This window comes from uncultured Williamsia sp. (genome assembly GCF_947494875.1).
In the GTDB taxonomy this organism is placed as follows: Bacteria; Actinomycetota; Actinomycetes; order Mycobacteriales; family Mycobacteriaceae; genus Williamsia_A.
Genome location: NZ_CANLWM010000010.1, coordinates 93,051 through 119,218, shown reverse-complemented (window position 1 = coordinate 119,218; position 26,168 = coordinate 93,051). Strand labels below are relative to the sequence as shown.

Genomic DNA, 26,168 nt, shown 5'->3' with positions numbered 1-26,168 from the left:
GTCACCCTCCCTGCGGGACACCGTCGGCGGCGAGTGCCGCGGTCAGGGCGCTGCGCCACGCCCGCAGCGGGGTCAGGCCCGCGTCCTCCCAGGACCGCGACGACAGCACCGACCACGCGGGGCGCGGGGCGGGACGCGGGAAGTCGGCGGTGGTGGTCGGCAGGACGCGCTCGGGGTCGGCGCCGATCCCGGCGAACACCGCTCGGGCGAGTTCGAACCAACTGCAGGCGCCGGCGTTCGTGGCGTGCAGGGTCGCGCCCGCTGTGGACGGCCTGGTCGCGACGGCGAGCAGGGCCTGCGCGAGGTCGGCGGCGAAGGTGGGCGATCCCACCTGGTCGTCGACGACGGACACCGTGTCGCGCTGCGCCTCGAGCCGACGCATGGTGGCGACGAAGTCGGTCCCGCCCGCGGCGCCGGTGTAGACCCACGCCGTGCGGACGATGGTGGTCCGGGGATCGGCGGCGCGTGCGGCCCGTTCCCCGGCGAGCTTCGTCCGGCCGTAGACCGACGGCGGCTCGGCGTCCGGCGCCAGGTCGGACGGTTCGAGTGGTCGACGCTCGCCGGAGGGCGGCGTGCCGTCGAAGACGTAGTCGGTGGAGACGTGGACGAGCCGGGCCCCGGTCGTGGCGGTCGCCCGCGCGAGGTTGGCCGGACCGGTGACGTTGATCGCCTCGGCCGCGGCCACGTCGGTCTCGGCGGCGTCGACCGCCGTGTGTGCTGCGCAGTTGATCACCGTGCTGCCGGGATGCAGGTGCGACAGCGCACGCTCGACGGCGGAGGCGTCGGTGATGTCGACCTCGTCGCGGTCGAGCAGCAGCGCGTCGGGGGCCGACGCCGCGATGAGCCGACCCACCTGCCCGCGGGCCCCGACCACCACCAGATCCGGAGCTGCATCGCTCACGGCACGCCCTCCCCATCGTTCTCATCCGTCACACGCGACGCGCCCGCGCGGGTCCCCGACGCGGGTGGGCGTCGCCCGTAGCCTGTCAGACGGTGTCCGCCGCCGCAGTGCGCCGACACGGGCATCGCTGCCCACCGCGACGTCACGACGACCACGAGGAGAACGGCAGGTGCTGGAGCCACCCGGGGAGCGCGGCCGACGCCGTGTCGAGTCGGGCGACCGCACCGCCGACCGTCCCCGCCCGGATCCCGCCCGTCGTCCTCCCGGCCCCCGACGCGGCCAACCCTCGGCGTCCACACCCGCCGGTCGCGCCGCCGGCCCGCGATCCGGGGCCAGGCGCACCACCCGGGCCGGCCGGGAGCCCTCGGCGGCCACGCCGCCCGCCCCCGCCCCGCACGCGGCTGCCACCGGTGACCGAACCACGCCACCCCCGGCGCCGCCGACCACGGAGAAGCGTCGGCGGCGGGCGCATCCCGGCCGGATCGTCGCCGCCCTGGCGTCGGTCGCCGTGCTGCTGCTCACCGGCTACGCCTGGAACAGCGTCACCTCGCTGGAGAACAACGTCACCCGGCTCGGCGGCCTCGGACTCGGGTCGGGCAAGGACGGGGCCGTCGACATCCTGCTGGTCGGCACCGACTCCCGCACCGACGCGCAGGGCAACCCCCTCTCCCCGGCCGAGCAGGCGAAGCTGCACGCCGGCGACGAGGTGGCCACCAACACCGACACGATCCTGCTGATCCGGGTCCCCAACGACGGGTCGTCGGCGACGGCCATCTCCATCCCGCGCGACTCCTACGTCGACGTCCCGGGCATCGGCAGGACGAAGATCAACTCCGCCTACGGCTCCACCCGGGAGGCCAGGCGCGAGCAGCTCGTGGAGGCCGGGACACCCGACGCCCAGGCCGATTCCGAGGCCACCGAGGCCGGCCGTCAGGCGCTCATCACGACGGTCGCGAACCTCACCGGCGTCCAGGTCGACCACTACGCCGAGGTCGGGCTCGTCGGTTTCACGCTGCTCACCGACGCCGTCGGCGGTGTGGACGTCTGTCTGAAGAACGCCGTCGACGAACCGTTGTCGGGCGCGCGGTTCCGGGCCGGGCGCCAGACCCTCGACGGCGCGCAGGCGCTAAGCTTCGTCCGACAGCGCCACGACCTGCCGCGCGGCGACCTCGACCGCATCGTGCGCCAGCAGGTCTTCATGGCCTCGCTCGCGCAGAAGGTGCTGTCGGCGGGCACGCTCGCCGACCCGTCGAAGCTGTCCGCGCTGCAGGAGGCCGTCGGACGCTCGGTCGTCATCGACGACTCGTGGGACATCCTGAAGTTCGTCGAGCAGCTCAAGGACCTCTCCGGCGGGAAGGTGCGGTTCGCGACCATCCCCGTCGTGGACGAGCAGGGCTGGAGCGACGACGGCCAGCAGTCGGTGGTCCGCGTCGATCCCGCTGCGGTGCACCGTTTCACGTCCGGACTGCTGGACAAGCCGAAGGGCGGCCTCGACCGGTCGTCGTACACCGTGGACGTCGTCAACGCCGGGACGGTCGACGGTCTGGCCACCAACGTCTCCACCATCGCGACCACCCGCGGGTACGCGCGGGGCGCGACGAGCACCGACGACAGCGGCACCGTGACCTCGAGCGCCGTCGTGACGTCGGAACAGGACGCGGGCGCAACCGATCTCGCCAAGCAGATGGGTGGGCTGCCGGTGCGGGTGGACCCGTCGGTCCCGCAGGACCACCTGCGGCTGGTCCTCACCGACTCCTACACCGGCCCGGGATCCATCACCGACACCGGCGCGCAGCCCGACGCCACCCCGGCGGCCGCGACGTCACCCGCCGCGCCGACGACGAGTGCCGCCGCGCCGATCACCGCCTCCGGACAGGGACCCCAATGCGTGAACTGACGGTCACCGACGCCATCCTCGGGTCGAGGAGCGATCCGGGTGCGCCCCTCATCACGTTCTACGACGACGCCTCCGGTGAGCGCACCGAACTGTCGGCGACGACGTCGGCGAACTGGGCGGCGAAGGTCGCGTCGTTCCTGAGGGACGAGGCCGGTGTGATGCCCGGGGACCGTGTCGCCGTGATCGCACCCGCGCACTGGCAGACGTTCGTGGTCCTCGCCGGGATCTGGTGGGCCGGTGCCGAGGCCGTGATCGGCGCGGGTCACGGCGCGACGGTCGCGTTCTGCTCCCGCGACGAGGTCGAGTCCTCCGACGCCGACGAGGTCGTCGCACTCCCCCTCGACCCGTTCGCGCTGCCCGTCGCCGACCTGCCGACCGGTGTCACCGATTTCGGGTCGGCGATCCGCGTCCACGCCGACGCGTTCTCCCCCGTCGTCCCCGGACCGACCGCGCTCGACGGGCGGACCACCGACGAGATCCTCGCCGCGGCACGCGAGTTCGCGGCGACAGCGGGTGTCGACGCCGCGGCACGGGTGCTGTCCGACCGACACTGGGACGCCGCGGACGACATCGTCGCGAACCTGCTGGCGACGATGGTGGTCGGCGGCAGCCTGGTCCAGGTCGCCCACCCGGACGTCTCGGCGACGGCCGCCCGTGCCCATGCCGAACGGGTCACCCTGTCACTGAGCTGAGACCCTCAGATCCCGAGGTGCCGGGCGAGGAGCTCACGGTGGCGCGCGGCGTCGCCCAGGAGTTGTCCCGACGACACGGCCCGCTTGTAGTAGAGGTGCGCCGGGTGATCCCAGGTGAAACCGATGGCGCCGTGCACCTGGATGGTGGTCGACGCGGCCTGGAGGAACGCGTCCGACGCCGTCGCCTTCGCCAACGCGGTGGCCCCGGGTGCCGCGTCGCTGTGGTCGTCGACGGCTCCGAGCGCGTAGTCGACGACGCCCCGTGCGCACTCGATCTGCAGGTGCAGGTCGGCGAGGCGGTGCCGAATCGCCTGGAACGAGCCGATGGCCTTGCCGAACTGCTTGCGGATCGAGGCGTACTCGACGCACATCTCCAGGCATCGGGTCGCCCCGCCGACCTGCTCGGCCGCGAGCACCGCGGCCGCGAGGTCGAGCACGGCGGGCATGAACTGCTCGGCCGCGCCCTCCTCGCCGACCAGCCTGGCCGCGGCGCCGTCGAGGTCGATGCGCGCCACACGACGCGTGGGGTCCGATGTCGACTGGACCCGACGGTCGAGGGCGCCGACGTCGTCGACCACGAACAACGACGGTCCCGCGGGCGTCCGCGCGAGGACGAGCACCACGTCGGCGGAGGCGCCGTGCAGGACGAACATCTTGGTCCCGCGCAGTTGCCAGCCGTCGCCGGGATCCTCGGCGCGGGTGGCGATGTCGGTCATGTCCCAGCGTCCGGACTCCTCGGTGAACGCGAGCGTCGCGACCGCGTCCCCGGAGGCGATGGCGGGCAGGAGGTCTCGGCACGCCTGCTCGTCGCCCGACGCCAGCAACGTCTGCGCCGCCGACACCACGGATCCCAGGAAGGGGGCGGGATGGACCGCCCGACCCATCTCGGCGGCGACGATGCCCAGTTCGACCGCACCGGAACCGACTCCGCCGTACTCCTCGGGGATGCCTATCGCCTGGACACCGAGGTCGTCGGACATCCGCCGCCAGAGGGCGGCGTCGTATCCCACGTCGGACTCGATCGCCCGCCGCGTCGCCTCCTCGTCCGACCATCTGTCGAGGAACGCCCGGACGGCGTCCCGCAGCTGCCGCTGCTCGTCGTCGAGCGCGAACCCGCGCGTCGCGACGGTCATGCGCTCGTCACGTGGTCACCACGCAGCTCCCCGCTGCCGAGCAGGGCCACGAGTCGGCGCTTGTCGATCTTCGAGGTGGTCGTGTAGGGCAGGCGGTCGACGTCGTCGAGGACGACCCACAGCTTGGGGACCTTGTACGCCGACAGTTGCGCCCGGCATGCCGTCCGCAACTCGTCCTCGCCGATCCGCGCCCCGTCGTTGCGGACGACGACACCGGCGACGACGGCACCCTTCTCCGGATCCGGCACCCCCACCACGTAGGCGATCCTGACGCCCTCGATGCGCATGAGGACCTCCTCGACCTCGACGGGCGCCACGTTGGCCCCCGAGGTCTTCACCATGTCGTCGACGCGCCCGGCGAAGTAGAGGTGCCCGTCGGCGTCGCGGTAGGCGCCGTCCTTCGTGTGATACCACCCGTCGGCGTCGAACGTCTCGTCCCGGGTCCGCCCGACGATCCCCCGCATCAGCGCCCTGCCCCGGACACAGATCTCCCCGGTGACGCCGTCGGGGACCTCGACGCCGTCCGCGTCGACGATCTTGTGTTCGTACCCCGGCGCCGAGACACCGAGCGAACCGCGCTTGTGTTCCGGCAGCTGTTCGTGCGGGGGCCACCACGTGTGGGAGCTGCACGTCTCCGTCATCCCGAGCTGCGCGACACGCAGCGAGGGGTCGGCCGTGCGGCGATCGGCCGACAGCAACACCTGCTGATACCCCTCGCGCAGCGCGGACAGGTCGGTCGACGCGTAATCGGGGTGGTTCACCAGCGCGGGTCCGACGTGGGGGAAACCTGTTGCGTAGGTGGCCTTCTCACCGGCCAACAGGGCGAGGACGTCACCCGGGTCGAACCGTTCCTCGGTCAGGATGGTGACACCGATCTGCATGGGCCCGGTCAGACCGAAGACCAGCCCTCCGATCCAGAAGAACACCATCGGGACGTACACGCGGTCGTCGCTGGTCCACTCGTGCCGTGAGGCGATGAACCGCGAGTGCTCGATCACCGAGGCGTGCGTGTGGATGATCCCCTTCGGATCCGAGGTGCTGCCGGAGGTGTAGATGATCGCGACGTCGTCGGCGGGACGCACGGTCTCCTCGACGGCCCTGCGGAACCCGGGCGCGACGGCCTCCGGCCATGTCGTGGGCCACTCGCGCGTGTGGTCGCCGAGGGGGAGCACCGCGCGCAGCGCGGGCACGTCGGGCAGACGCAGGGGACCGTCGGTGACACCCGGCCATCCGATGGCCTCGGTCAGCCGCGCGAGGGAGTCCTTGCCGAGCAGTTCCTCGACGGCGAGGACGGTGTGCAGACCCGCGTCGCGGATCAGCCATCGCAGTTCGGGTGCCTGGAAGAAGGTGTTGATCGGCACGGCGACGCCACCGATGCGTGTGATCGCGAGGAAGGCGACGACGAAATCGGGCCCGTTGGGGGCGAGGATCCCCACGCGGGTTCCCGCGCCGACACCGACGGCGATCAGGCGGGCTGCCATCTCGGCCGACCGCTCGTCCGCCTCGCGGTACGTGACCCGGTCGAGTCCGCCGGCGTGCAGGGCCGAGACGAGCAGGTCGTTGTCGCCGTGGGCCGCGACGACCGCCGCGAGCATCGCCGGGACCGTCGCCGCGTAGGTCAGCGGGTCGTAGGAGAAGGTGCGACGGTCCGGCCCGGCCGTCGACGGGTCGTCGGTCGGGGTCGCAGCGCTCACTCGTCCGCCCACCGGGGTTCGCGACGCTCGGCGAACGCCAGCATCCCCTCCTTGTAGTCGGGATGGGTCATCTGATGGTGCAGCACATGGCGGTAGGCGACGTCGTTCGCCGGCGCGAGGCCCACGTCGAGGCTCGCCCACATCGCCTTGATGGATGTCTGCGTCGTCGCCGGGGACAGCTTCGCGATGCCGAGCGCGATCTCGCGGGCGCGGGCCTGCAGCCGGTCGGCGGGGACGACCTCGTTCACGAGTCCGATCTCATGGGCCCGCTGGGCGCTGATGCGACCGTCCTTGGTCATCAGGGCCAGCTGCATGACCATCGAGATCGGCATGCGTCGCAACAGGACCGCCGGCTCGAGGGCGAACACGTTGCCCACCGCGAGATGCGTGTCGATGAGTTCGGCGTGTTCTGCCGCGATGATCAGGTCGGCGTCGGCGACCTGGTGGAGTCCGCCACCCACCACCATGCCGTTGAGGGCGCAGATCACCGGCTTCCAGACGTGGTGGTGCAGACGGGATCCGGGGACCTTGTTCCGGATCCCCTTCGCGCTGGTCGCCTTGATGTCCTGACCCGCCGAGAACGCGCGGTCGCCGGCGCCGGTGATGATCGCGACGCGGATGTCGCTGTCGTCGCGCACGCGGGCCCACGCCTGACCGAGTTCGGTCCGCGTGGTGTCGTCCGTGGCGTTGAGCCGCTCGGGACGGTTGATGGTGATGGTCGCGACGTGATCGCTCACGTCGAACAGGATCGAGCTGAAGGCCACGGGATCCCCTGGTGTCGGCGGTGAGTGTGGTGATGAACAGTACATCACGATATGTTCTATTGACCATCGCCCGACCGGCCGTGGGCCACGCCGCCGTGCCTCTGGTCCGTCGCGGCCGTCGGGTCCCGATCTCAGCAGGGAGTGACGTGACGGAAGCGCGAATGCCCAAGCCCGGTGACGCCATCACGGAAGCCGAGGTGATCACCCTCTACGTCGAGGAGGGCGGGACGGTCGACGAGGGTGATCCGCTCTACGCCATCGCGACCGACAAGGTCGAGATGGACGTGGAGGCACCGGCGTCGGGCGTCGTGCACTGGAAGGTGGATGTGGACACCACCCATGACATCGGCACCCTGGTCGCCGAGATCGAGTAGTCAGTACCCATGACACCACTCCCCGACGAGGTCGACGTCGATCTCGGGACCCCGGAACTGCGCGCCCGCATCTCCGGCGATCGGCTGACCGTCACCATCCACCGTCCCGAGAAGCGCAACGCGGTGACCGCCGACGGATACCACGGGATCAAACGCGCCGCCATGATCGTCGCCGACGAGCCGGACCTCGACTTCCTCGTCATCACCGGCTCGGAGGGCAACTTCTGCGCCGGTGGCGACATGAACGCACGGCCCGACGGTGACCGCCGCTGGGACGCGTTCACCGAGGCCTACGACGGGACGCCGTTCGAGACGCTGCAACGGATCCCGAAGATCGTGGTGTGCAGCGTCGACGGCGTCGCACTCGGCGGCGGACTGGTGATGACCCTCTTCGCCGACCTGGTGATCGCGGCCGACACCGCCAGGTTCCGGGTCCCGGACCTGACACGGGGTGTCTACGAGGCGTTCCTGGCCTCGCGGCTACCCCAGCGGCTGGGGACGTTGCGCGCGAACCACCTGATCTACGGCAACGAGTGGGTCGACGCCACCGAGGCGGAACGCCTCGGCCTCGTGGGCAGGGTGGTGCCCGCCGCCGACCTCATGCGCGAGACCGACGCACTGCTCGACCGGGTCCGCGCGACCGGCCCCGCCGCCCGCGCCGCCATGAAGCGGGAGATGGCCCGCGCCCTCCCCCAGGTCGACGTCTCGGGCTACTGGGGATCCATCGGCACACCCGAGCAGATCGAGGCCTTCGGGGCCTTCCTCGACAAGCGCGAACCGCGCTGGCCCCGCGACCACGACCGCGACGCGTTCGTCGAGGTGACCCGGCGCCCGGCGTGGCTCCCACCGGAGGCGTGACGATCGGACATCGCACGTACTACTGTCTAGGCCGTGACTGACATCTCGGTGCTCTCGGACCTGTCCGCCGCGACACTCCCCCGCCAGGCCATGTTCGTCGACGGCACATGGATCGACGGCGTCGACACCCCGCTGCCGCACCTGCATCCCGCGACCTCCGAGACCGTCTTCGAGGCGCCCACGGCGACCGCCGCGACGGTGGCCGACGCCGTCGCGGCGGCGCGGCGGGCGTTCGACGAGGGCCCGTGGCCGGGGATGCCGGCTCGTGAACGGGCACACGCACTCCGCCGGATCGCCGACCTGATGCACGCCGACGCGGACAACCTCAACACCCTGCTCTCGCTGGACAACTCGACGCCCAGTTCCTTCGTCGGCTTCTACCAGATGGGTGCGCACTACCCGGCGGACCTCTTCGACGTCTACGCCGGGTGGACCGACAAGATCACCGGTGAGACCTACCCATCCTGGGAGGAGGGTCAGCCGTTCACCTACACGACCCGCGAACCGGTCGGGGTGGTCGGACTGATCACGCCGTGGAACGCGCCGATGAGCCTGCTCGCCCAGAAGGTCGCACCCGCCCTCGCGGCCGGGTGCACCGTCGTGGTGAAGCCGTCGGAGCTCGCCCCGCTCACCAGCCTGCGCATCGCCGAGCTCATCGCCGAGGCCGACCTGCCGCCCGGCGTGTTCAACATGGTCACCGGCGGTGGGGACGTCGGATCGGCCCTGGTCGAGGACCCTCGCGTCGACAAGGTCTCGTTCACCGGCAGCCGGGCAGTCGGTGGCGCCATCGCGTCCTCCGTGGGCAGGCGGATCGGACGGGTGTCGTTGGAACTCGGCGGCAAGAGCCCCGCGGTGGTGTTCGACGACGCCGACCTCGGCATGGCGGTCGGGATCGCCGCCGGGAACGCGTTCCTCGGACTCTCGGGGCAGGTGTGTGTCTGTCAGTCCCGGATCCTCGTGCAGCGCGGCGCGTACGACGAGGTGGTCGACTCCCTGTCCGGCTTCGCGGCGATGGCGTCGTTCGGCAGCCCGTTCGACCCGGCCGTGACCTCGGCGCCGATGATCAGCCGGCCGCACATGGACCGCGTCCTGGCCCACATCGACGGGGCAGTGGCGTCCGGCGCGACCGTGGTGGCCGGTGGAGGCCGTGTCACGGACGGACCGTCGGCCGGCAACTTCGTGCAACCGACCATCCTCGCCGACGTCGACGGCTCCATGGAGGTCGTGCGGGAGGAGGTGTTCGGACCGGTGCTGACCGTCCAACCCTTCGACGACGAGGCGGAGGCGATCGCGCTGGCGAACGACTCGCTCTACGGGTTGGCCGCCGCGGTGTACACGCGGGACGTGGGACGCGCCCTGCGGGTCAGCAAGTCCCTGCGCGCCGGCAACGTCGGGGTGAACACCTGGACCCTGCAGCCCCATGCGCCCTTCGGCGGGGTGAAGCAGTCCGGGCTGGGCTCGGAGAACGGGCGCGAGGGCATCCTCGAGTACCTCGACACCAAGACGACGTTCCTCCACGGCTGAGGACGACGACCCCGTGGCCGACCCCCGTCTCACCCACATCGGGCTCTGCGTCACCGATCTCGACCGGTCGCTCCGCTTCTGGTGCGACGGGGTGGGATTCGCCGTCGTCGGGCACCTGACGGCCGCCGACGCGCAGACCGCGCAACTCCTCGACGTGCCCGACGTGGAGGTCGAACTGATCTACCTGGAGCGGGACGGGGTGCGGATCGAACTCCTGGGATATCTCACCCCGCCGCCCGAGCCCGCCGAGCCGGTTCGCCCGATGACCCGTCCGGGGTTCACGCATCTGTCGTTCCGCGTGGACGACGCACAGGCGATGGCGGACGCGATCGTCGCGCACGGCGGTCGCCACCTCACCGAGGCCACCGTGACGTTCCGCCACGGCAACCGCGGGATGATGCTGCTCGACCCGGACGACAACCGCATCGAACTGATCGAGCGGGTGCCCTCTCAGCCCTCGAAGACGCCGGGCGACGCCGAGTAGTCGACCGTCGACAACTCGGTCATCCCCCCGTCGACGTAGAGCACGGTCCCGGTGACGAAGCCCGAGTCGGCGCTCGCGAGGAACGCCACCGCCGGGGCGATCTCCGTGTCGGGGTCGGCGCCGCGGCCGAAGGGTGAGCCCTCGGCGGTCCGGGTGTAGTTGTCCCATTCGGTACCGATCATGTCGCGCTGCACGTCGGTGAGGGCGAACGGACAGATCGCGTTGACGCGGATCCCGTGACGGGCCCACTCCTTCGCCGCGACCTTCGTCAGCGCGTGCACAGCACCCTTCGCGGCCGAGTACGGCCCGGTGTAGCCGATGCCGGCGAGCGCCGATCCCGACACGAAGTTGACGACCGAGGCGCCACCCGATGCGACGAGTGCGGGATGGGCCAGCTGCATGAACCGGAAGGTCGCCTTGGGGCCGGTGGCCTCCGAGAGTTCCCAGTCCTTGTCGGTGACGAGCTCCAAGGCCTTCGGCATCGCGAAATACTGTGCGGCGTTGACCAGTACGTCGAGCTTGCCGTCGACGGTCGCCTCCGCGACGGCGGCGGCGATGTCGTCGCGCTTGGCGACGTTCGCCCGCACGAAGCCCGCGGAACCACCCTCATCGGTGATGAGGCCGACGCACTCGCGCCCCTTCTCCTCGTTCAGGTCGACGATGGTGACGTGGGCACCCTCCTGGGCGAGACGTCGTGACACGGCACGGCCGAGGCCCTGCCCTCCACCGGTCACCAGGGCCGACCGGTTCTCCAGACGCGACACGCTGCACTCCGTTCCGAGGGACGACGTCCGCCGACGCGGCGGAACACTTGTATCCGAAATGTATCATCGTCCGACAGCGCACCTCCGCCGTACCGGGAAGGACCCCCATGCCACCTCTCGCCGACGCCCCCGTCGACGGTCTCGGCGTCACCACGGCCGACGGCGTCCTCTGGGTGACCCTCGACCGGCCGTCGCGCGGGAACTCCGTGACGCGGCGGATGCAACGCGGCCTCGTCGACGCATTACGCACTGCCACAGGCGATCCGACGACGCGAGCCGTGGTCCTCACCGGCGCCGGCGACCGGCACTTCTGCACCGGACCCGACCTGTCCGACCCCGAGATGGCACCCGATCCGACACGGGCTCCCGGCGACGCGGCCCGCATCCTGCGGGAGGGATCGCAAGCCGTGGTGTCGGCGATCCTCGACTGCGAGAAGCCGGTCGTCTGTGCACTCAACGGCACCGCCGCGGGTGTCGGGGCGAGCATGGTGCTGGCCTGCGACCTCGTCGTCGCCGCGTCGACGGCGCGCATCATCGAGATCTTCGTCAAGCGCGGACTCGCACCGGACGGCGGCGCCGCCTATCTCCTCGCCCGCAAGCTGCCGATGAACGTGGCGAAGGAACTGCTCTTCTTCGGTCGTCCCCTCGACGCCGAGCACGCCCATCGGATCGGGCTGGTGAACGCCGTGGTCGAGCCCGAGGAACTGCACCCGTTCGTCGCAGGATGGGCGTCGGAACTCGCGACGGGTCCCACCCGGGCCATCGCCGCGGCGAAGGCACTGGTGAACGCCGCGCCCGACACCGATCGGTCGGCGGCGTTCTTCGCCGAGTCGGTGGTCGTCGAACAGGTCGCCGGCACCGACGACGTCGCCGAGGGCGTCGCCGCATTCCTCGACCGCCGGGAGCCACGCTTCACCGGCCGATGACCCTCACACGAGCGGCACCGCGAGGTCCGTGGGGTCCAGACGTCCGCGCAGCACCTCCGACCCGGTGATCTGCCAGCGGGCGGCCTCCTCGTCGTCGGCCCGCTGCAGAGCCGATCCCGATGCCAGCACCCCGCTCCGTCTCTTCGCCGACTCGCTGAGGCGCGCGGCCTCGTTCACCGGGTCGCCGATGACGGTGAACTCGTAGCGCCGCTCCTCGCCCACGTTGCCGGCGAGGACGGTTCCCGCGGACACCCCGATACCCACCCGTGGTGCCGCGCCGGCGTTCAGCAGGGCGTGTAGTTCGCGGGAGGCACGGAGCGCGTCGTCCGCCCATCCCGGAGTCTGCGTCGGCGCGCCGAACACCGCCAGGACGGCGTCGCCGATGAACTTGTTCACCCAGCCGTCGTTGCGCTCGACGACCTCGACGACCGCGGCGGAGAACTCGTTGATCGCCGCGAGGAAGTCGTCGGGGTCGACGGTGGCGGCCATACGGGTCGACCCGATCAGGTCGACGAACACCACCGCGGCCTCGCGACGGACCGCCCGCTCCCCGACCGCGGGACCGGGACCCACCTCGTCTTGGAGCGCGAGCCGCGCGACGTGATGACCCACGTGCCGACCGAACAGGTCGCGGAGACGTTCGCGCTCGGCCAGACCGGCGACCATCCGGGTGAAACCCGCCTGCAGCAGTCCGATCTCGGACGCGTCGAATGCCGGTGACACGACCTCGAGGTCACCACCCTCGACGCGCCGCATCTTGGCGCGCATGTCGTCGATGGGCTCCGCGGTCGCGGCCCCCGCCAGCGCGGCGAAGACGACACCGCTCACGGCCGTCCCCAGCCCCAGGACGAGGACGAGGACCAGCGCCTGCGTCCGCCCGGCCTCGGTCGTCGACGCGTACGCGGCCGCGACGACGAGCATGACCAACGGCACTCCGGTACCGACCAGCCACGAGAGGATCGCCCGCAGCCGCAGCCCGGGACCACGCCGTCGTAGCGGCGGATGGCGGGCGAAGCCCGCGGCCACGACCGGCCGCAACACCCGCGCACAGAGGAGGTACGAGAACGCACCGGTGAGCACGCCGCCGAGCGAGAGCCCGATGCCCAGAGACGATCCCAGCACCGGGGTCGGACGGTTGAGCGTGCCGAAGACGGCGGCGGCCGCGAACCAGACGGTGCCGTGCACCGCGGTCATGCGGAACGGGATCCGCTGCAGCAGTTCGAGTTCGGCGAGCTCGTCGCGTTCTCCGGCGGGCAGCGTCGTCCAGAGGAACCCGAGCAGCCCGGCGAGGGGGAAGACCACGGCCGCGAACACGATCCCGGCCACGGTGTTCGTCGACCGGACGCCGGCGTCGTCGAACGCCTCGGCGGTCGGGAGGAGATGTGTGGTCACCAAGGCGACGGCGACGGCGCAGACCACGGTGGGAACGAGTGCGGCCACGACGAGCCGCGAGTGCAGACCCGGCCCGTCCAATGGCGCGACGCGCCTCCCGCGCGGTCTGCGCGGACCGGTCTCCGAGCTGGGTGTCACCCGATCCCGACCATCGACCGCCACCCGTCGACGACGACGAGTCGCCCCGTCGACGCCAGCGTGAGGTAGAGGCGCTCCTGGTCCGGGCTCAGCGTCAGGTTGGTGGTCATCGGGTCGTCGGCGCCGATCGCCCCGACGATCAGGCCGTCGGGCGAGAAGACCGTCACCCCACCCGTCCCCAGCGTGGCGACGAGAACGTGGCCGTCGTCGGCGACGCACACCCCGTCGGCGCCGCCGACGCCGAGCGGCCCGCCGGCCGGGACCGTGGCGAACCCGTGCGCTCTGCCGACGACCCCGGGCGCCTCGAGACCGAACGCCCAGACGCGACGGGTGCGGGTCTCGGCCAGGTAGAGCGTCGCGCCGTCGGGTGCGAGTGCGACCCCGTTGGGCATCTCGAGCGGGAACACGATCTCCCGGAGGTCGCCGTCGACCGTCCCGTACAGCAGGCCCGTCATCTCGCGCGTACGGCCGTGCATGGTGCCGCCGTCGGTCACGTAGAAGCCCCCGACGGTGTCGACACAGATGTCGCTGGGCCGGACCAGGGGCAGGCGTTCACCCGTCTTCGCCGTGAAGTGGGTGGCCAGGGTGTGGACCGACCCGTCGGGGTCGACGATCTGCAGCTGCGGTGTGACGGGCTCGTCCGGTGCCCCGACGGGGCGGAAGAGCCGGGTGCACCCGGGGAGGTCGTAGGGCCACGGCCCGACACCGAAGCGGGACCCGCCGTTCTGACAGACGACCATACGACCGTCGGCCAGTTCTGCGACGCCGTTGGGACCACCGCCCGTGACGGCCACGGTCTCCCGCGCGCCGTCCCGACGGACACGGGTTATCCGCCCGGCCGCGATCTCCGAACACAGGACCGACCCGTCCGCGGCCGCGATGGGGCTCTCGGGGAAGGCCAGACCGTCGGCGACCACGTGCGGGACGGGCTGACCGGTCGAGAACTCCATGTGCGCCCCCGTCGATGTCAGCGGCTCAGGATCGCCGTCGGCGAACAGCTTCTGACAATAGTACAAGTGATGTAGCGTTGTTCATCGCAACCATTCAGTTCGAGAGAGGACGCAATCGTGGGACGACTTGAGGGCAAGGTCGCGTTCGTGACCGGTGCGGGTCGCGGGCAGGGTCGCAGCCATGCGGTGCGGCTCGCCGAGGAGGGTGCCGACGTCATCGTCGTCGACATCTGCCAGGATCTCGACTCCATCGCCTACCCGATGTCGGCGCGCGAGGATCTCGACGAGACCGGCCTGCTGATCGAGAAGACCGGCCGCAAGGCGGTCGTCGAGCAGGCCGACGTGCGTGACGTGGGCCGTCTCCGCGAGGTGCTCGCCAAGGGCATCGAGGAGCTCGGTCACCTCGACATCGTCGTCGCACAGGCAGGCGTCGCGGGCATCAAGGGCAAGGCCTGGGAGGCATGGGTCGACGTCATCGATGTCAACCTCATCGGCACGATCAACGCCATCCAGGCCTCGCTCCCCCACCTGCAGGAGGGGGCGTCGATCATCGCGACCGGTTCCACCGCCGCCCTGATGGACCTGGCGAAGAACGACAACCCCGGCGAGGACCCCGGCGGCACGGCCTACATCACCTCGAAGCGTCTCCTGTCGCAGTACACCTACGAGCTCGCGACACATCTCGCGCCGCGACGCATCCGTGCGAACGTCATCCACCCGACGAACGTCAACACCACGATGCTGCAGAACAGTGCGATGTACCGCACGTTCCGGCCCGACCTGGAGGACCCGCAGCGCGAGGACGCCGAGCCGATCTTCCATGTGCAGCAGGCGATGCCGGTGCCCTACGTCGAGCCGAGCGACATCAGCGACACCGTCGTCTACCTCGCCTCCGACGAATCCCGGTTCGTCACCGGTGGCCAGTTCCGCATCGACGCGGGTGGCTACCTGAAGTGGTACGACTACCACATCTGAGTCGTCACACCCGACGGCCGTGACCACAGGCCCGCGCCGAGTCCTCCCTCAGGAGAACTCGGCGCGGGCCTTCGTCGCGGCGGCGCCGTGCTGGGCGACGGTGGCCGTGGTGAGCTCGAGGGGACCGAAGGACTGTAGGTGCGCCTCCTCGGTCGCGGCGAGCAGGCCCTTCGTCAACGCGAGAGCCCCGCGGTCGGACCCCGCGAGGTCCACGGCGATCTCCCGCGCCGCCGTCACCGCGGTACCGGCCGTGACGAGATCGGTGACCAGACCGAGGTCGTGCGCGTCGGACGCCGGCAGGCGCCGTCCGCGCAACAGGATGTCCGACGCCCGGTGCCGCCCGACCTCCCGCACGAGCCGCCACGTGATCGCGCCGTCCGGCACCACCGCGCGTGTCACGAAGGGGGCGAGGAAGAACGCGTCCTCCGCGGCGACCACGAGGTCGCAGGCGAGCGTCAGACTCCAGCCGAGGCCGACGGCACCGCCCTCGACCGCCGCGATGGCGGGGACTCCGCATGTCCGCAACCGGCCGAGCACCCGTTGCGCGAGCGCGACCCGCCCGGCGGGAGCCAACGGGCCCGAGCCGTGGGCCGGACCGGACTTCAGGTCGCCGCCGGCGCAGAAGAACGACCCGGCGCCGGTGAGCACGATCGCGGTCGCGTCCGCCTCGACGGCCGCCTCGATCGCCTCGTCCAGCGCCAGCCACGAGTCGTAGGTCAGCGCATTGCGCCGGTCGGGTCGGTTCAGCGACAGGATCCAGGTCCCGTCCGCCTCCTCGACGAGGACGAGACGCTCGGCGTCGGGGCTCACCGCTTCAGGAACGCGTCGATCGCCGCGCGGTGCTCCGGTGTGGTGAAACACTCCGTCTCCGCGGAGATCCCGTAGTCGAGCACTCCGGAGATCGCGCGCTCGGCATGCAGGTTCAGGGTGCGTTTGGTGTCCTGCACGGCACGCGCCGGCAGCGCGGCCAGACGGTGGGCGAGGGCCAACGCCTCGGCCTTGATCGTGTCGTCGGGCACGACGCGGTTCGCCAGACCGAGGGCGACCGCCGTCTCGGCCGGGATCCGTTCGCCCAGCAGCAGGTACTCCTTCGCCTTCAACAGGCTCATCAGCAGCGGCCACAGCACCGAACCGCCGTCACCGGCGACGAGCCCGCTGGCGACATGGGTGTCGGCGAGGAACGACCTGTCGGACATGAGGACGATGTCGCAGAGCACGGCGATGCTGCAGCCGAACCCGACCGCCGGCCCGTTGACCGCCGCCACGATCGGCAGGGGGAAATCGATCATCGACCGGACGATCCGTCGCGCGTCCCGCATCCCGGCACGACGCGTGACCGGGTTCTCCACGTGGGTCTCGAGCCACTGGACCAGGTCTCCGCCGGCGGAGAAGTGCCTGCCGGCACCGGTCAGCACCACGGCCCGAGCGTCCGGGTCCTCGGCAAGCGTGTCCCAGATCCGCGCGAAGGCCCCGTGCATGGCGTTGTTGACCGCGTTGGCGTTCGCCGGGTTGTGCAGCGTGACGATCCGCACCGGACCGTCGGAGGCGACGAGGATCTCGTCGCATCCGCTGATCGTCGCGTCCCCCAGGTCGGCCGGGGCGCTCATCGGGCGCTCCGCGTGGTCGCTACGCTGCGGCGGATCGCCTCCGCCACCCGACCCGCATCGGGCCGACACGCGGCCTCCAGTGCCGACGCGCGCGGTACCGGCGTGTACGTCCCCGCCACACGGGTGACCGGGGCCTCCAGCACGTCGAAGAGCTGTTCACCGACCGCGGCCGCGATCTCGGCCCCCGGGCCGCAGAACTCGACCGACTCGTGGGTGACGACCAGCCTGCGGGTACGGCGCACCGACTCGAGAACCGTCTCGAGATCGAGCGGCACCAGGGACCGCAGGTCGATCACCTCCACCGACACGCCGTCGGCCGCCAGCTCCTCGGCCGCCGCGACCGCGGCGTGCACCATCACGCCGTACGTGCACACCGTGACGTCGGTACCGGCCCGGACCACGTTCGCCTGGCCCAGCGGGATCGTGAAGTCCTCGTCGGGCACAGGCCCCTTGCCCGCTCCGTAGTAGAGCTTCATCGACTCGACGAAGAGGCAGGGGTCGGGGTCGGCGAGACACGCGTTCATCAGGCCGACCGCGTCGGCCGCGGTGCTCGGCCAGACGACCTTGATGCCCGGTGTGTGCATGGCCCAGGCCTCGACCGCCTGTGAGTGCTGCGGCCCCGCGGCCATGCCCACCATGGCGCGGATGACCATCGGCGCGCTCGTCCGCCCGCCCGACATGTACCGGACCTTGGCCGCATGGTTCGCGATCTGGTCCATCGCGACGCCCAGGAAGTCCATGAACATCAGTTCCGCGACAGGCTTGAGCCCCGACAGGGACGCGCCGATGGCGGCACCGATGATCGCCGACTCCGCGATGGGCGTGTTCCGGACCCGGTGGTCGCCGTGGGCCGTGGACAACCCCGCGGTCACCTTGAACATGCCGCCGCCCGCGGAGTCGGCGATGTCCTCGCCGAGGGCGACGATCGACTCGTCGGCAGCCATCGCGCGGTCCAACGTCCGCTGGACGGCCTGGGCGAGACCGAGTTCGGTGGTCGCGCCGGACGGGATGTCGCGACGGTCCGCGTCCGACAGCGTGGACAACGCCAGCCCGCCCCCGGCGAACACGTCGCGGGTGAGGTCGTCGACGTCGGGCTGGGGTGCGGCGACCGCCTCGGCCATGGCGGCGTCGACGTCCGCGGCGGCCCTGGCGTCGATGTCGTCGAGGACGGCCTCGTCGACCGTCCCCGACTCGACGAGATGACGACGCCAACGGTCCATCGGGTGGTCGGCGCGGCGCGCCGCCAACTCGTCCGCGTCGGCGTACTTCATGGCGTCACCGAAGTAATGGCCCTGCAACCGGTAGGCGACCGCCTCGACGAACGACGGCCCCTGTCCCGACCGGGCCCGGTGGGCGGCCGTCGCGACAGCGTCGTGGACGGCGACCGGGTCGGTGCCGTCCACGGTGACACCGGGCATGCCGTATCCCGCCGCACGATCGGAGAAGCTCTCGGTCCGCGTGTACCCGGCCAGGGGTGTGCACTCCGCCCATGCGTTGTTCTGGCAGAAGAAGACGACGGGGAGGTCCCACAGCGCCGCGAGGTTCATGGCCTCGTGGACGTAGCCGATGCTGGTCGCACCGTCACCGAAGGACACCAGGACGACCTTCGACGCACCGGTGTGTGTTGCGGCCCAGGCGATCCCGTTCGCGATCACCGGTCCGGCCCCGACGATCCCCGTGGTCCAGGCGATCCCGTGGTCGGGATCGTGGATGCCCATCGCGCCGGCCTTGCCCCGGGACAAACCGCTGCCGCGACCCAGCAACTCCGCGAAGTACGCCGGCAGGTCCGTGCCCTGCGCGACGATGTCGCCGAGTCCGCGGTAGGTGGTCACCAGTTCGTCGCCGTCGTCGAGCGCCTCGGTGGCCCCTGCCGACATCGCCTCCTGGCCGTCGACGGGCCAGTAGCTCATCGCGAACTCCCCCGACGACAACCCCTTGCGCATGCGTGCGTCGGCGTGGCGGACGCGACTCATCCTGCGGTAGAGGTCGGTGGCGAGGTCGGCGTCGACCGTCTGCCCCGTGGTGGTCGTCGTCTCCGCTGTCATGAAAGCTCCCTTGCCCCACCGGGAACCCCGGCAGCTCGTTCGACGTCCGGACGGACTGAACAATGATACATCTCGTGTTCCGCAGCAGCGTCGGCATCGCGCGCGAGGACGAGGTCGCGACAATGCCCACCAATAGAACATCCGATGTACTACTGTCTACCCATCATCGGCCGTCACTCGCCGACCACATCGGGAAGAGAGCATCACACACGTGACCAGATCACTGCGGGGGAAACGTGTCCTCGTCGTCGGGGCGTCGTCGGGCATCGGCCGGGCGTTCGCGATCCAGGCCGGCAAGGAGGGCGCGCAGGTGGTCCTGGTGGCGCGCCGCAAGGAGAAGCTCGACGACGCGATCGCAGAGGCCGGCACGGGGACCCCGGTGGCCGCCGACATCGCCGATCCCGCCGGCGCCGCCGCGGTCGCCGAGGCCGCACGCACCACGCTCGGCGAGGTCGATCTCCTGTTCTGCTCGGTCGGCGTCGCTCCTCTGAAGATGTTCGCCGACACGGACTCGGACGACTGGGAGTCGGTGATGCGCACCAACGTGGTCGGGGTGCACCAGCTCATCCGCCACGCGCTGCCCGTGCTCGCCGAGGGGGCGATCGTCGGCGCGCTCTCGTCGGAGTCGGTGGGCCAGCAGCGGGCCGCGCTCGGCGCCTACGCGGCGAGCAAAGCAGCGCTGATGTCGAGCTTCGACGCCTGGCGCACGGAACATCCCGGGCTGCGGTTCTGCACCATCGCGGTCGGGAGCACCATCCCGACCGAGTTCGCCGACGCCTTCGACCCCGAGCTGCTCGGCAGCGTTCTCGAGGACTGGATCTGGCGTGGGCTCGTCCAGGAGACGCTCATGACCCCCGACGCGGTCGCCGACGCCATCGCCGGCATGCTCGCCGGGATCATCGACCATCCCGACGTCGGCCTCGACCACGCCGTCATCAAGCCGCCGTCGGCACCGCGGCGCATGTAGGCGACGCGCCCCACCACACGCGACAGCGAGACAGGAGAAGATCATGGTGAAGACCGGAACCCGACTGCAGAGCCAGGTGGACGACACCGAGGTGATCGTCGTGCGTGCCGCGGACAGCCTCGACGACCTGCGGTGCGGGGGGCACCCGATGGTCGAGGTCGGCGGCGAGCGCGGCGGTGAGCTCGACCCCGCTTTCGGCGAGGGCACGGTGCTGGGGAAGCGCTACCTCGCCGACGACGGCGCGGAGGTCCTCGTGACGAAGGCCGGACAGGGCAGCCTCGCGGTCGGGCAGACTGCGCTCGCGGTGAAAGAGGCGAAGCCACTGCCGGCCAGCGACTGATCCCCCGACCGCCCTCGTCGCCGACACGAGGCTCCGTACACGAGAAGCGGGGCCCGATCCTCTCGGATCGGGCCCCGCTTCTCGTCTGTCCTGGCGCGCGTCAGTTCTTCTTGCTCATCTGGTCCGCGATGTTGTCCATGAACCCCTTGATGCCGACGCCACCCGCGGTCGCCATGACCTCGTCGTAGTCGTACTCCGAGGGCTTGCCGTCGTTGGGACGCCAACCGGTGTCGGCCGTGCAGGACTTGAAGCCCTCCTCGGGGAACGCGTACCACTTGCGGGCGTTCAGCTCGACGATCTTCGCCGCGTCCTCGTCGGGCACGTTCTTCAGCTGCTCCTCGGCCCGCGCCCGGCTCTTCGGCCAGAACGAGTCGGAGTGGGGGTAGTCGCACTCCCAGGTGATGTTGTCGATGCCGACCGAGTCCCGGAGCTTCATGCCGACCTCGTCCTCGATGAAGCAGCCGGCGATGTTGCGCTTGAACAGTTCTGACGGCGGCACCGTCGGGTGGATGTTCTGGTAGTACTTGTGCTTCCGCCAGACGTAGTCGGCGCGCTCCACCAAGTAGGGCATCCACCCGATGCCACCCTCGGAGAACGCGACCTTCAGGTTCGGGTGCTTGTGGAAGACGGGCGAGAAGACGAGCTCGATCGCGCACGCCATCGAGGTGGTGCCCATCAGCGTGATCCAGACCGCGAACGGCGCCTCGGGCGACGTCTGCGGCGGCAGGCCACCGGACCCGAAGTGCATGACCACGGTCATGTTGGTCTCCTCGAGCGCGGAGAACACCGGATCCCAGTACGTGGTGTGGTAGCTGGGTAGCTTCAGGTTGCTCGGGTTGTCCGGGAGTCCGATCGCACGACACCCCATCGCAGCGAGCCGCTCGATCTCGGCGACCATCAACTGCGCGTCCCACAACGGGAGGATGCCCATCGGGATGAAGCGGGCCGGATCGGTCGCACACCACTCGTCGAGGGAGAAGTCGTTCCACGCCTTCACGCTGAGCAGCGACAGCTCCTTGTCCTCACCCTCGAGGAACACAGTGCCGCAGAATCGCGGGAACGACGGGAAACACAGCATCGCGTGGACGCCGTCGATGTCCATGTCGGCCAGACGCGCCTTGGGCTCGTAGCAGCCGGGGATCATCTCGTCGTAGCGCACCGGATCGACGCCGAACTCCTCCGGCGGCTTGCCCGCCACGGCGTTGAGACCGATGTTCGGGTAGGTACGCCCCTCGTACACCCACATGTTGACGGGGAGCTTGCCCTCGCCTCGGGGGAACTCCTCGATGTGCGGGCCGATCTCGCGATACTTGCTCGGGAGACGGTCGGTCCAGACGTGCGGTGGCTCGATCAGGTGGTCGTCCACGGAGACGAGCTTCATCGACGGTTGCAGCGGCATTGCTCTGATCCTCACTGTGCTCGTGTCGGACACCTCGGTCGAGACGCCCCGCCCTACAGCACAAATATACAATTTTTGCCTAATTGACTATAGCATCGGAAGTGGTCCCCGGGGAGTGGTAATCCTGGGCTCCGCAGCGACATCGAGCGCACGCGAACCCCCGACTGCCGGGGGCGCAGAAAGGACCGCACCATGGACGAGCCCGACCCGTTGACGAACCGGATCCCCCACGACGACTGGGCCGATCAGGACCTGCTCACCAAGGGTGAGGCGGCGGAGCGCGTCGCCGCCGAGATCGACGCCGTCCGCGCCGAGATCATCGGCGGGATGGGCGGCGCGGAACCCACCGACTCGCTACAGAAGCGCCTCGAGGCACTGCAAGCCGCCTACCGGTCGCTCACCGGCACCGACTGAGGGCCCCGCAGCACGGACGACGACGACCCCGGGCCAGTCGCCCGGGGTCGTCGCCTGTCTGTGCTTCGGTCAGCGTCGGTCCAGCGTCACCGGCAGTCGATCGTAGGTGTGGACGAGCGCCGACGCGCGGAGCTGGGCCTCACCGGTGATGCGGATGCCATTCGTCCGCTCCACGAGTTCGTCGATGAGCAGGCGTGCCTCCCGGCGGGCCAGTGCAGCTCCCATGCAAAAATGCTCGCCGATCCCGAATCCGAGGTGGGTGCGCGCGTCACGACGGGTGATGTCGAACTCGTCGGCGGTGGGTCCCCACCGCTCCTCGTCCCGATTGGCCGATGCATAGGCGAGCAGCACCGCGTCACCGGCTTTGATCGTCTTGCCGCGCAACTCCACATCGACTGCCGCCTGCCGCGCCATGCTCATCACGGGCGTCCAGAAGCGCATCGTCTCCTCGACCGCATCCCCGCTGCGACTGGGGTCGTCGAACAGCAGTTGCCGCTGGTCGTCGAACTCGTCGATGCAGTGCGCCAGGCCCGCGATGAGACTCTGGGTCGTCTCGCTACCCGCCGCCAGAAGGATCAACGCATAGGTGAGCACCTGCACCTCGTCCAGCGGTTGGCCGTCGACGAGGACGGTCGTCAACATGGTGAGGAAGTCGTTCTGTGGGGCTTCGCGTCGCTCGGCCACGAGTTCCATGATGAAGGGGGCCACTTCGGAGTAGATCAGGGTCATGTCGTCGTCGCTCGCGGCGCCACTGCCGACGTGCGCGATCGTCGTCGCCCACCCGACCACACGCGACCAGTCCTTCTCCGGGATTCCGAGGAGCTGGGCGAAGACCTGGACGGGGACCGGTTCGGCGACGTGCTCGATGAAGTCGAACTCACCGTCCGGGAGCCCGTCGACCACGTTCTTGACGACCTCGCGGACGCGATCCTCCATCTTCGCGACCTCACCCGGCGTGAGGTGGGCACCGATAGCGCGTCGATGGCTGCGATGCTCGGGCGGGTCCATGAACATGACGCCACGGTTCCCGTAGTTCTGCGGGTCCTCACCCTTGCGCTTGGCGATGACGTCCATCAGGACCGCGATCCGCTCGGACCGGAATCGCTCGGGGTCGGACGAGATGGCCTTGATGTCATCGTATTTGGTGATGACCCACATCTCGTCCGCGGCAGACCAGTACACCGGCTCGACCCGACGCAACTCCTTGAAGGTGGCGTTGGGGTCACCCAGGTAGAAGTCGGGACTGTCGAACCGCGCCGCGGTCTCGAAAGGAGTTGTCGTCATGGCCGTTCACACCTGTTCTCTTCCGTCGCCGACGTGGTCGGGCCGACACCGTCGCGGTTGTCGGCGTCACCGTACCCTCGGCTCGTCGACGCATGACAACGTAACATTTCGAGTGCTACTGTTCCACAGTGTCAGGGAGCTTGTCGCACATACGCGTCTGCGATCTCGGGGGTCAGTTGGCCGGGGCAGGCGCGACGAAGATCCTCGCCGCCTTCGGCGCCCAGGTTATCCGGGTGGAGGACCCCGTCACCCGAGGCATGTGGGACGCGTTGCGCGGGGTCGGACCGTTCGTCGACGAGCGCCGCGGGGTCAACCTCGGTGGCGGCTTCAACAACCACAACGCCGGGAAACTCGGTGTCACGATCAACCTCCGCACCTCGGAGGGGACCGCCCTCCTCGAGGATCTCGTCGCCGTCAGCGACATCGTGTGCGAGAACTTCGCCGCCGGGGTGATGGAACGTCGCGGCTTCGGATACGACCGACTGCGGGAGATCAAGCCCGACATCATCTATGTCGCCAACTGCGGTTTCGGGCACACCGGGCCCTACCGTGACTTCAAGACCTGGGGACCCATCGTCCAGGCGCTGAGCGGGCTCACGTTCAACTCCGGCCTCCCGGACACCGAACCCGCGGGGTGGGGCTTCTCCTACATGGACCACATGGCCGCCTACCATGCGACGGTCGCGATCCTCGGGGCCCTGCACCAGCGAGCCCGGACGGGGTCGGGTGAGTACATCGATCTCGCCACCGTGCCCGCCGGGATCACCATGTCCCCCACCACCGTTCTCGACGCGACGGTGAACGGCCGTCGTCAACGACTTGCGGGGCAGCCGAAGGGCAACCGGGCCGAGTTCGACGAGATGGCGCCCCACGGCATCTATCCGATCGCGGGCGACGACCGGTGGATCGCCATCGCCTGCCGGGACGACGACGACTTCACCGCGTTGGCCTCGGTCCTGGACGTCGACGCCCTGCGTGCCTCGCGATTCGCCGAGCTGTCGGGACGTCTCGCCGACGCCGACGGACTCGACGACGCCATCGCGGCCGCCACCCGGGATCGGGACGGGGCGACCCTGGCGCGCGACCTGGTGACCGCAGGCGTGCCGGCGAGCGTGGTGGCCAGCCCCGCCGAACGCATCGACGGCGACCCCGACATGGGCCGGTGGGGGCTCTTCCCGACCGTCGAGCACCCTGAGATCGGCACCGTCCGGGTCGAGGGGTTGCCTCTGCACTTCTCCGAGACCCCCTGGGAGATCACCGAACCCGCACCGCTTCTCGGACAGCACAACGCCGAGGTGTTCGGCGGGATCCTCGGACGCACGGACGCCGAGTTGACCGAGCTGGGCGAGGTGGGCGCGCTGTGACCACTCTGCTGGACGGGCTGCGGGTACTCGAGTTCGCGGGTCAGTACACCGGCGTGGGCGGTCGACTCCTCGCCGAACTCGGCGGCGACGTCGTGGTCGTCGAGCCACCCACGGGAGCGTCGACGCGACACCGTCCCCCATTCGTCGACGACACCCGCGACCCCGACCGCAGCCTGCGGTGGTGGGCCGAGAACGTCGGCAAGCGTTCCGTCACGGTCGATCCCGACGACCCGGCCGAGATCGAGCGGCTGCGGGCACTGATCCGGACCGTGGACGTCGTCATCGCCGACGACATCTCCGTCGCGGACGGTCGGATCCGACACCACGAGGTGGCACAGGACAATCCCGGCGTCATCTGGGTCGCCGTCACCCCGTTCGGTCGGGACAGCGCCCGGGCGTCGGACCCCACCACGGATCTCACGATGATGGCGGGCGCAGGCCCGGTGTGGAACTGCGGCTACGACGACCACTCCATCCCCCCGATCCACGGCGGCGGGGACCAGGCGACCAACATCGCGGGACACTACTGCGCCATCGGCGCCCTCGCGGCGCTCGCCCACCGGGATCGCACCGGCCGGGGACAGCTCGTCGACGTCAACGTCACCGCAGCGTGCAACGTCACCTCGGAACAGACCACCTACAACTGGTTGGTCGCCGGTGAGACCTGTGTCCGGCAGACCGGCCGGCACGCGTACTTCCTCCCGAGCTCGCCGGTTCAGGTCCGATGCGCGGACGGCGCGTACGCGACGACCGGCATCCTGCCGCGCAGGCCGACGGAGTTCGCCGACATGCTGGCGTGGTTGCGCGATCTCGATCTCGAGGAGGAGTTCCCCGAGGCGGTGTTCCTCGAGATGGCAGCCGGACGGGAGGCACCCCTCGACATCGCGAAGATCGGGGTCGACGACGAGACGACGGCGATCCTGTCCGCGGCCCGGGAGGCCATGGGCCTCATCGCGTCTCGGCTGCCCGCACACGAGTTCTTCACCTCCGGCCAACGACGCGGCTTCCCGGTCGGGGCCGTGCTCACCGTCGACGAGGCGTTCGAGGACGAGCACGTCGTCGCACGCGGGTTCCCGCTGCCCGTGGACCATCCCGAGCTCGACCGGACGGTGCGGTATCCCGGACGGCCCTACCATCTGCACACCGCGGACACACCGGTGCCGGCACGACCGCCGCTGGTGGGCGAACACGACCGTCTCCTGTACGACCCGGCCACGTCGAAGGTCGCTTCCCGGGAGTCGGTCTCCGCAACGACTGATCAATGAATCATCGAGTGTTCTGT

The 26,168-nt window shown here is 70.3% G+C and carries 25 protein-coding genes; 13 read left to right on the top strand and 12 right to left on the bottom strand.

The features are described 5' to 3' along the window. Position 1: 1 nt before the first annotated feature. On the bottom strand, positions 2-901 hold the full coding sequence (gene rfbD / locus Q1A98_RS21385) for a dTDP-4-dehydrorhamnose reductase (RefSeq protein ID WP_299577282.1): 900 nt from the start codon (positions 899-901) through the stop codon (positions 2-4). Positions 902-1,070: 169 nt separating this feature from the next. On the opposite strand from rfbD, the gene Q1A98_RS21380 reads away from it, so the two are divergent. Beyond that, complete coding sequence (locus Q1A98_RS21380) at positions 1,071-2,798, top strand: LCP family protein (protein ID WP_366943491.1); 1,728 nt, start codon at positions 1,071-1,073, stop codon at positions 2,796-2,798. Beyond that, positions 2,786-3,490: a TIGR03089 family protein gene (locus Q1A98_RS21375; RefSeq protein WP_299577280.1), complete on the top strand. Its 705-nt coding sequence runs from the start codon at positions 2,786-2,788 to the stop codon at positions 3,488-3,490. The genes Q1A98_RS21380 and Q1A98_RS21375 overlap by 13 nt, the downstream gene beginning before the upstream one ends. Before the next feature lie 5 nt (positions 3,491-3,495). Here the strand turns inward: Q1A98_RS21375 and Q1A98_RS21370 are convergent, their stop codons facing one another. The 3 genes from Q1A98_RS21370 to Q1A98_RS21360 are packed head-to-tail and all read right to left on the bottom strand — an operon-like array spanning position 3,496 to position 7,054. Beyond that, positions 3,496-4,623 carry an acyl-CoA dehydrogenase family protein gene (locus Q1A98_RS21370; protein WP_299577278.1) on the bottom strand — a complete coding sequence of 376 codons (1,128 nt, stop codon included), beginning with the start codon at positions 4,621-4,623 and terminating at the stop codon, positions 3,496-3,498. Next, complete coding sequence (locus tag Q1A98_RS21365) at positions 4,620-6,317, bottom strand: class I adenylate-forming enzyme family protein (protein WP_299577276.1); 1,698 nt, start codon at positions 6,315-6,317, stop codon at positions 4,620-4,622. The genes Q1A98_RS21370 and Q1A98_RS21365 overlap by 4 nt, the downstream gene beginning before the upstream one ends. Continuing rightward, a complete protein-coding gene (locus Q1A98_RS21360; RefSeq protein ID WP_299577274.1) occupies positions 6,314-7,054 on the bottom strand; it encodes an enoyl-CoA hydratase-related protein in 741 nt (246 codons plus the stop codon). Before Q1A98_RS21360 ends, Q1A98_RS21365 begins: the two co-directional genes overlap by 4 nt. 173 nt (positions 7,055-7,227) lie before the next feature. Here Q1A98_RS21360 and Q1A98_RS21355 point away from each other — a divergent pair, with 173 nt between their 5' ends. Genes Q1A98_RS21355 through Q1A98_RS21340 form a run of 4 tightly spaced genes read left to right on the top strand, consistent with a single transcriptional unit; the run spans position 7,228 to position 10,321 of the window. Further along, complete coding sequence (locus Q1A98_RS21355; protein ID WP_299577272.1) at positions 7,228-7,455, top strand: lipoyl domain-containing protein; 228 nt, start codon at positions 7,228-7,230, stop codon at positions 7,453-7,455. Positions 7,456-7,464: 9 nt separating this feature from the next. Beyond that, the gene (locus Q1A98_RS21350; protein ID WP_299577270.1) at positions 7,465-8,313 is read left to right on the top strand and encodes an enoyl-CoA hydratase/isomerase family protein; all 849 of its coding nucleotides are present in this window, start codon (positions 7,465-7,467) and stop codon (positions 8,311-8,313) included. 33 nt (positions 8,314-8,346) lie between these two features. Next, positions 8,347-9,837 carry an aldehyde dehydrogenase family protein gene (locus Q1A98_RS21345; RefSeq protein WP_299577267.1) on the top strand — a complete coding sequence of 497 codons (1,491 nt, stop codon included), beginning with the start codon at positions 8,347-8,349 and terminating at the stop codon, positions 9,835-9,837. Between the two features lie 13 nt (positions 9,838-9,850). Beyond that, positions 9,851-10,321: a VOC family protein gene (locus Q1A98_RS21340; protein ID WP_299577265.1), complete on the top strand. Its 471-nt coding sequence runs from the start codon at positions 9,851-9,853 to the stop codon at positions 10,319-10,321. Here Q1A98_RS21340 and Q1A98_RS21335 read toward each other — a convergent pair. Beyond that, positions 10,288-11,085, bottom strand: coding sequence for an SDR family NAD(P)-dependent oxidoreductase (locus Q1A98_RS21335; RefSeq protein ID WP_299577263.1), 798 nt, complete (start codon positions 11,083-11,085; stop codon positions 10,288-10,290). The genes Q1A98_RS21340 and Q1A98_RS21335 overlap by 34 nt on opposite strands. A gap of 107 nt (positions 11,086-11,192) precedes the next feature. Between Q1A98_RS21335 and Q1A98_RS21330 the strand changes: the two genes are divergently transcribed. Further along, positions 11,193-12,011: an enoyl-CoA hydratase-related protein gene (locus Q1A98_RS21330; protein WP_299577261.1), complete on the top strand. Its 819-nt coding sequence runs from the start codon at positions 11,193-11,195 to the stop codon at positions 12,009-12,011. 3 nt (positions 12,012-12,014) lie between these two features. Here the strand turns inward: Q1A98_RS21330 and Q1A98_RS21325 are convergent, their stop codons facing one another. Next, entirely contained in the window at positions 12,015-13,541 is a 1,527-nt protein-coding gene (locus Q1A98_RS21325) for an adenylate/guanylate cyclase domain-containing protein (RefSeq protein ID WP_299577259.1), read from the bottom strand. Further along, on the bottom strand, positions 13,538-14,557 hold the full coding sequence (locus tag Q1A98_RS21320; RefSeq protein WP_299577257.1) for an SMP-30/gluconolactonase/LRE family protein: 1,020 nt from the start codon (positions 14,555-14,557) through the stop codon (positions 13,538-13,540). The genes Q1A98_RS21325 and Q1A98_RS21320 overlap by 4 nt, the downstream gene beginning before the upstream one ends. A gap of 51 nt (positions 14,558-14,608) precedes the next feature. Here Q1A98_RS21320 and Q1A98_RS21315 point away from each other — a divergent pair, with 51 nt between their 5' ends. After that, positions 14,609-15,466, top strand: a complete 858-nt coding sequence (locus tag Q1A98_RS21315) for a mycofactocin-coupled SDR family oxidoreductase (protein ID WP_299577255.1) — start codon at positions 14,609-14,611, stop codon at positions 15,464-15,466. A gap of 48 nt (positions 15,467-15,514) precedes the next feature. Here the strand turns inward: Q1A98_RS21315 and Q1A98_RS21310 are convergent, their stop codons facing one another. Genes Q1A98_RS21310 through Q1A98_RS21300 form a run of 3 tightly spaced genes read right to left on the bottom strand, consistent with a single transcriptional unit; the run spans position 15,515 to position 19,118 of the window. Further along, the gene (locus tag Q1A98_RS21310) at positions 15,515-16,276 is read right to left on the bottom strand and encodes an enoyl-CoA hydratase/isomerase family protein (RefSeq protein WP_299577253.1); all 762 of its coding nucleotides are present in this window, start codon (positions 16,274-16,276) and stop codon (positions 15,515-15,517) included. Next, positions 16,273-17,073, bottom strand: a complete 801-nt coding sequence (locus tag Q1A98_RS21305; protein ID WP_299577251.1) for an enoyl-CoA hydratase/isomerase family protein — start codon at positions 17,071-17,073, stop codon at positions 16,273-16,275. Before Q1A98_RS21305 ends, Q1A98_RS21310 begins: the two co-directional genes overlap by 4 nt. Continuing rightward, positions 17,070-19,118 carry a dehydrogenase E1 component subunit alpha/beta gene (locus Q1A98_RS21300; protein ID WP_299577249.1) on the bottom strand — a complete coding sequence of 683 codons (2,049 nt, stop codon included), beginning with the start codon at positions 19,116-19,118 and terminating at the stop codon, positions 17,070-17,072. The genes Q1A98_RS21305 and Q1A98_RS21300 overlap by 4 nt, the downstream gene beginning before the upstream one ends. A 211-nt stretch (positions 19,119-19,329) precedes the next feature. On the opposite strand from Q1A98_RS21300, the gene Q1A98_RS21295 reads away from it, so the two are divergent. Beyond that, the gene (locus Q1A98_RS21295; RefSeq protein WP_299577247.1) at positions 19,330-20,085 is read left to right on the top strand and encodes an SDR family oxidoreductase; all 756 of its coding nucleotides are present in this window, start codon (positions 19,330-19,332) and stop codon (positions 20,083-20,085) included. A 43-nt stretch (positions 20,086-20,128) separates the two neighbouring features. Next, positions 20,129-20,425 (top strand): hypothetical protein, encoded by a 297-nt coding sequence (locus Q1A98_RS21290; RefSeq protein WP_299577245.1) that lies wholly within the window; start codon positions 20,129-20,131, stop codon positions 20,423-20,425. A 100-nt stretch (positions 20,426-20,525) separates the two neighbouring features. Here the strand turns inward: Q1A98_RS21290 and Q1A98_RS21285 are convergent, their stop codons facing one another. Continuing rightward, positions 20,526-21,824 (bottom strand): amidohydrolase family protein, encoded by a 1,299-nt coding sequence (locus Q1A98_RS21285; RefSeq protein WP_299577243.1) that lies wholly within the window; start codon positions 21,822-21,824, stop codon positions 20,526-20,528. A gap of 192 nt (positions 21,825-22,016) precedes the next feature. On the opposite strand from Q1A98_RS21285, the gene Q1A98_RS21280 reads away from it, so the two are divergent. After that, complete coding sequence (locus Q1A98_RS21280) at positions 22,017-22,238, top strand: hypothetical protein (protein ID WP_299577241.1); 222 nt, start codon at positions 22,017-22,019, stop codon at positions 22,236-22,238. A 69-nt stretch (positions 22,239-22,307) separates the two neighbouring features. Here the strand turns inward: Q1A98_RS21280 and Q1A98_RS21275 are convergent, their stop codons facing one another. Next, positions 22,308-23,522: a cytochrome P450 gene (locus Q1A98_RS21275; protein WP_299577239.1), complete on the bottom strand. Its 1,215-nt coding sequence runs from the start codon at positions 23,520-23,522 to the stop codon at positions 22,308-22,310. A 128-nt stretch (positions 23,523-23,650) separates the two neighbouring features. Here Q1A98_RS21275 and Q1A98_RS21270 point away from each other — a divergent pair, with 128 nt between their 5' ends. Both Q1A98_RS21270 and Q1A98_RS21265 read left to right on the top strand, forming a co-directional pair. Further along, entirely contained in the window at positions 23,651-24,886 is a 1,236-nt protein-coding gene (locus Q1A98_RS21270) for a CoA transferase (RefSeq protein WP_299577237.1), read from the top strand. Beyond that, the gene (locus Q1A98_RS21265; RefSeq protein ID WP_299577235.1) at positions 24,883-26,151 is read left to right on the top strand and encodes a CoA transferase; all 1,269 of its coding nucleotides are present in this window, start codon (positions 24,883-24,885) and stop codon (positions 26,149-26,151) included. The genes Q1A98_RS21270 and Q1A98_RS21265 overlap by 4 nt, the downstream gene beginning before the upstream one ends. Positions 26,152-26,168 lie beyond the last annotated feature (17 nt).

Excerpts from the sequence above, each read along its gene's own strand:
- Q1A98_RS21370 (WP_299577278.1), bottom strand. The coding sequence starts at position 4,623 with ATGACCGTCGCGACGCGCGGGTTCGCGCTCGACGACGAGCAGCGGCAG.
- Q1A98_RS21280 (WP_299577241.1), top strand. The coding sequence starts at position 22,017 with ATGGACGAGCCCGACCCGTTGACGAACCGGATCCCCCACGACGACTGG.
- Q1A98_RS21305 (WP_299577251.1), bottom strand. The coding sequence starts at position 17,073 with ATGAGCGCCCCGGCCGACCTGGGGGACGCGACGATCAGCGGATGCGAC.
- Q1A98_RS21275 (WP_299577239.1), bottom strand. The coding sequence starts at position 23,522 with ATGACGACAACTCCTTTCGAGACCGCGGCGCGGTTCGACAGTCCCGAC.
- Q1A98_RS21350 (WP_299577270.1), top strand. The coding sequence starts at position 7,465 with ATGACACCACTCCCCGACGAGGTCGACGTCGATCTCGGGACCCCGGAA.
- Q1A98_RS21330 (WP_299577261.1), top strand. The coding sequence starts at position 11,193 with ATGCCACCTCTCGCCGACGCCCCCGTCGACGGTCTCGGCGTCACCACG.
- Q1A98_RS21285 (WP_299577243.1), bottom strand. The coding sequence starts at position 21,824 with ATGCCGCTGCAACCGTCGATGAAGCTCGTCTCCGTGGACGACCACCTG.
- Q1A98_RS21375 (WP_299577280.1), top strand. The coding sequence starts at position 2,786 with ATGCGTGAACTGACGGTCACCGACGCCATCCTCGGGTCGAGGAGCGAT.
- Q1A98_RS21290 (WP_299577245.1), top strand. The coding sequence starts at position 20,129 with ATGGTGAAGACCGGAACCCGACTGCAGAGCCAGGTGGACGACACCGAG.
- Q1A98_RS21300 (WP_299577249.1), bottom strand. The coding sequence starts at position 19,118 with ATGACAGCGGAGACGACGACCACCACGGGGCAGACGGTCGACGCCGAC.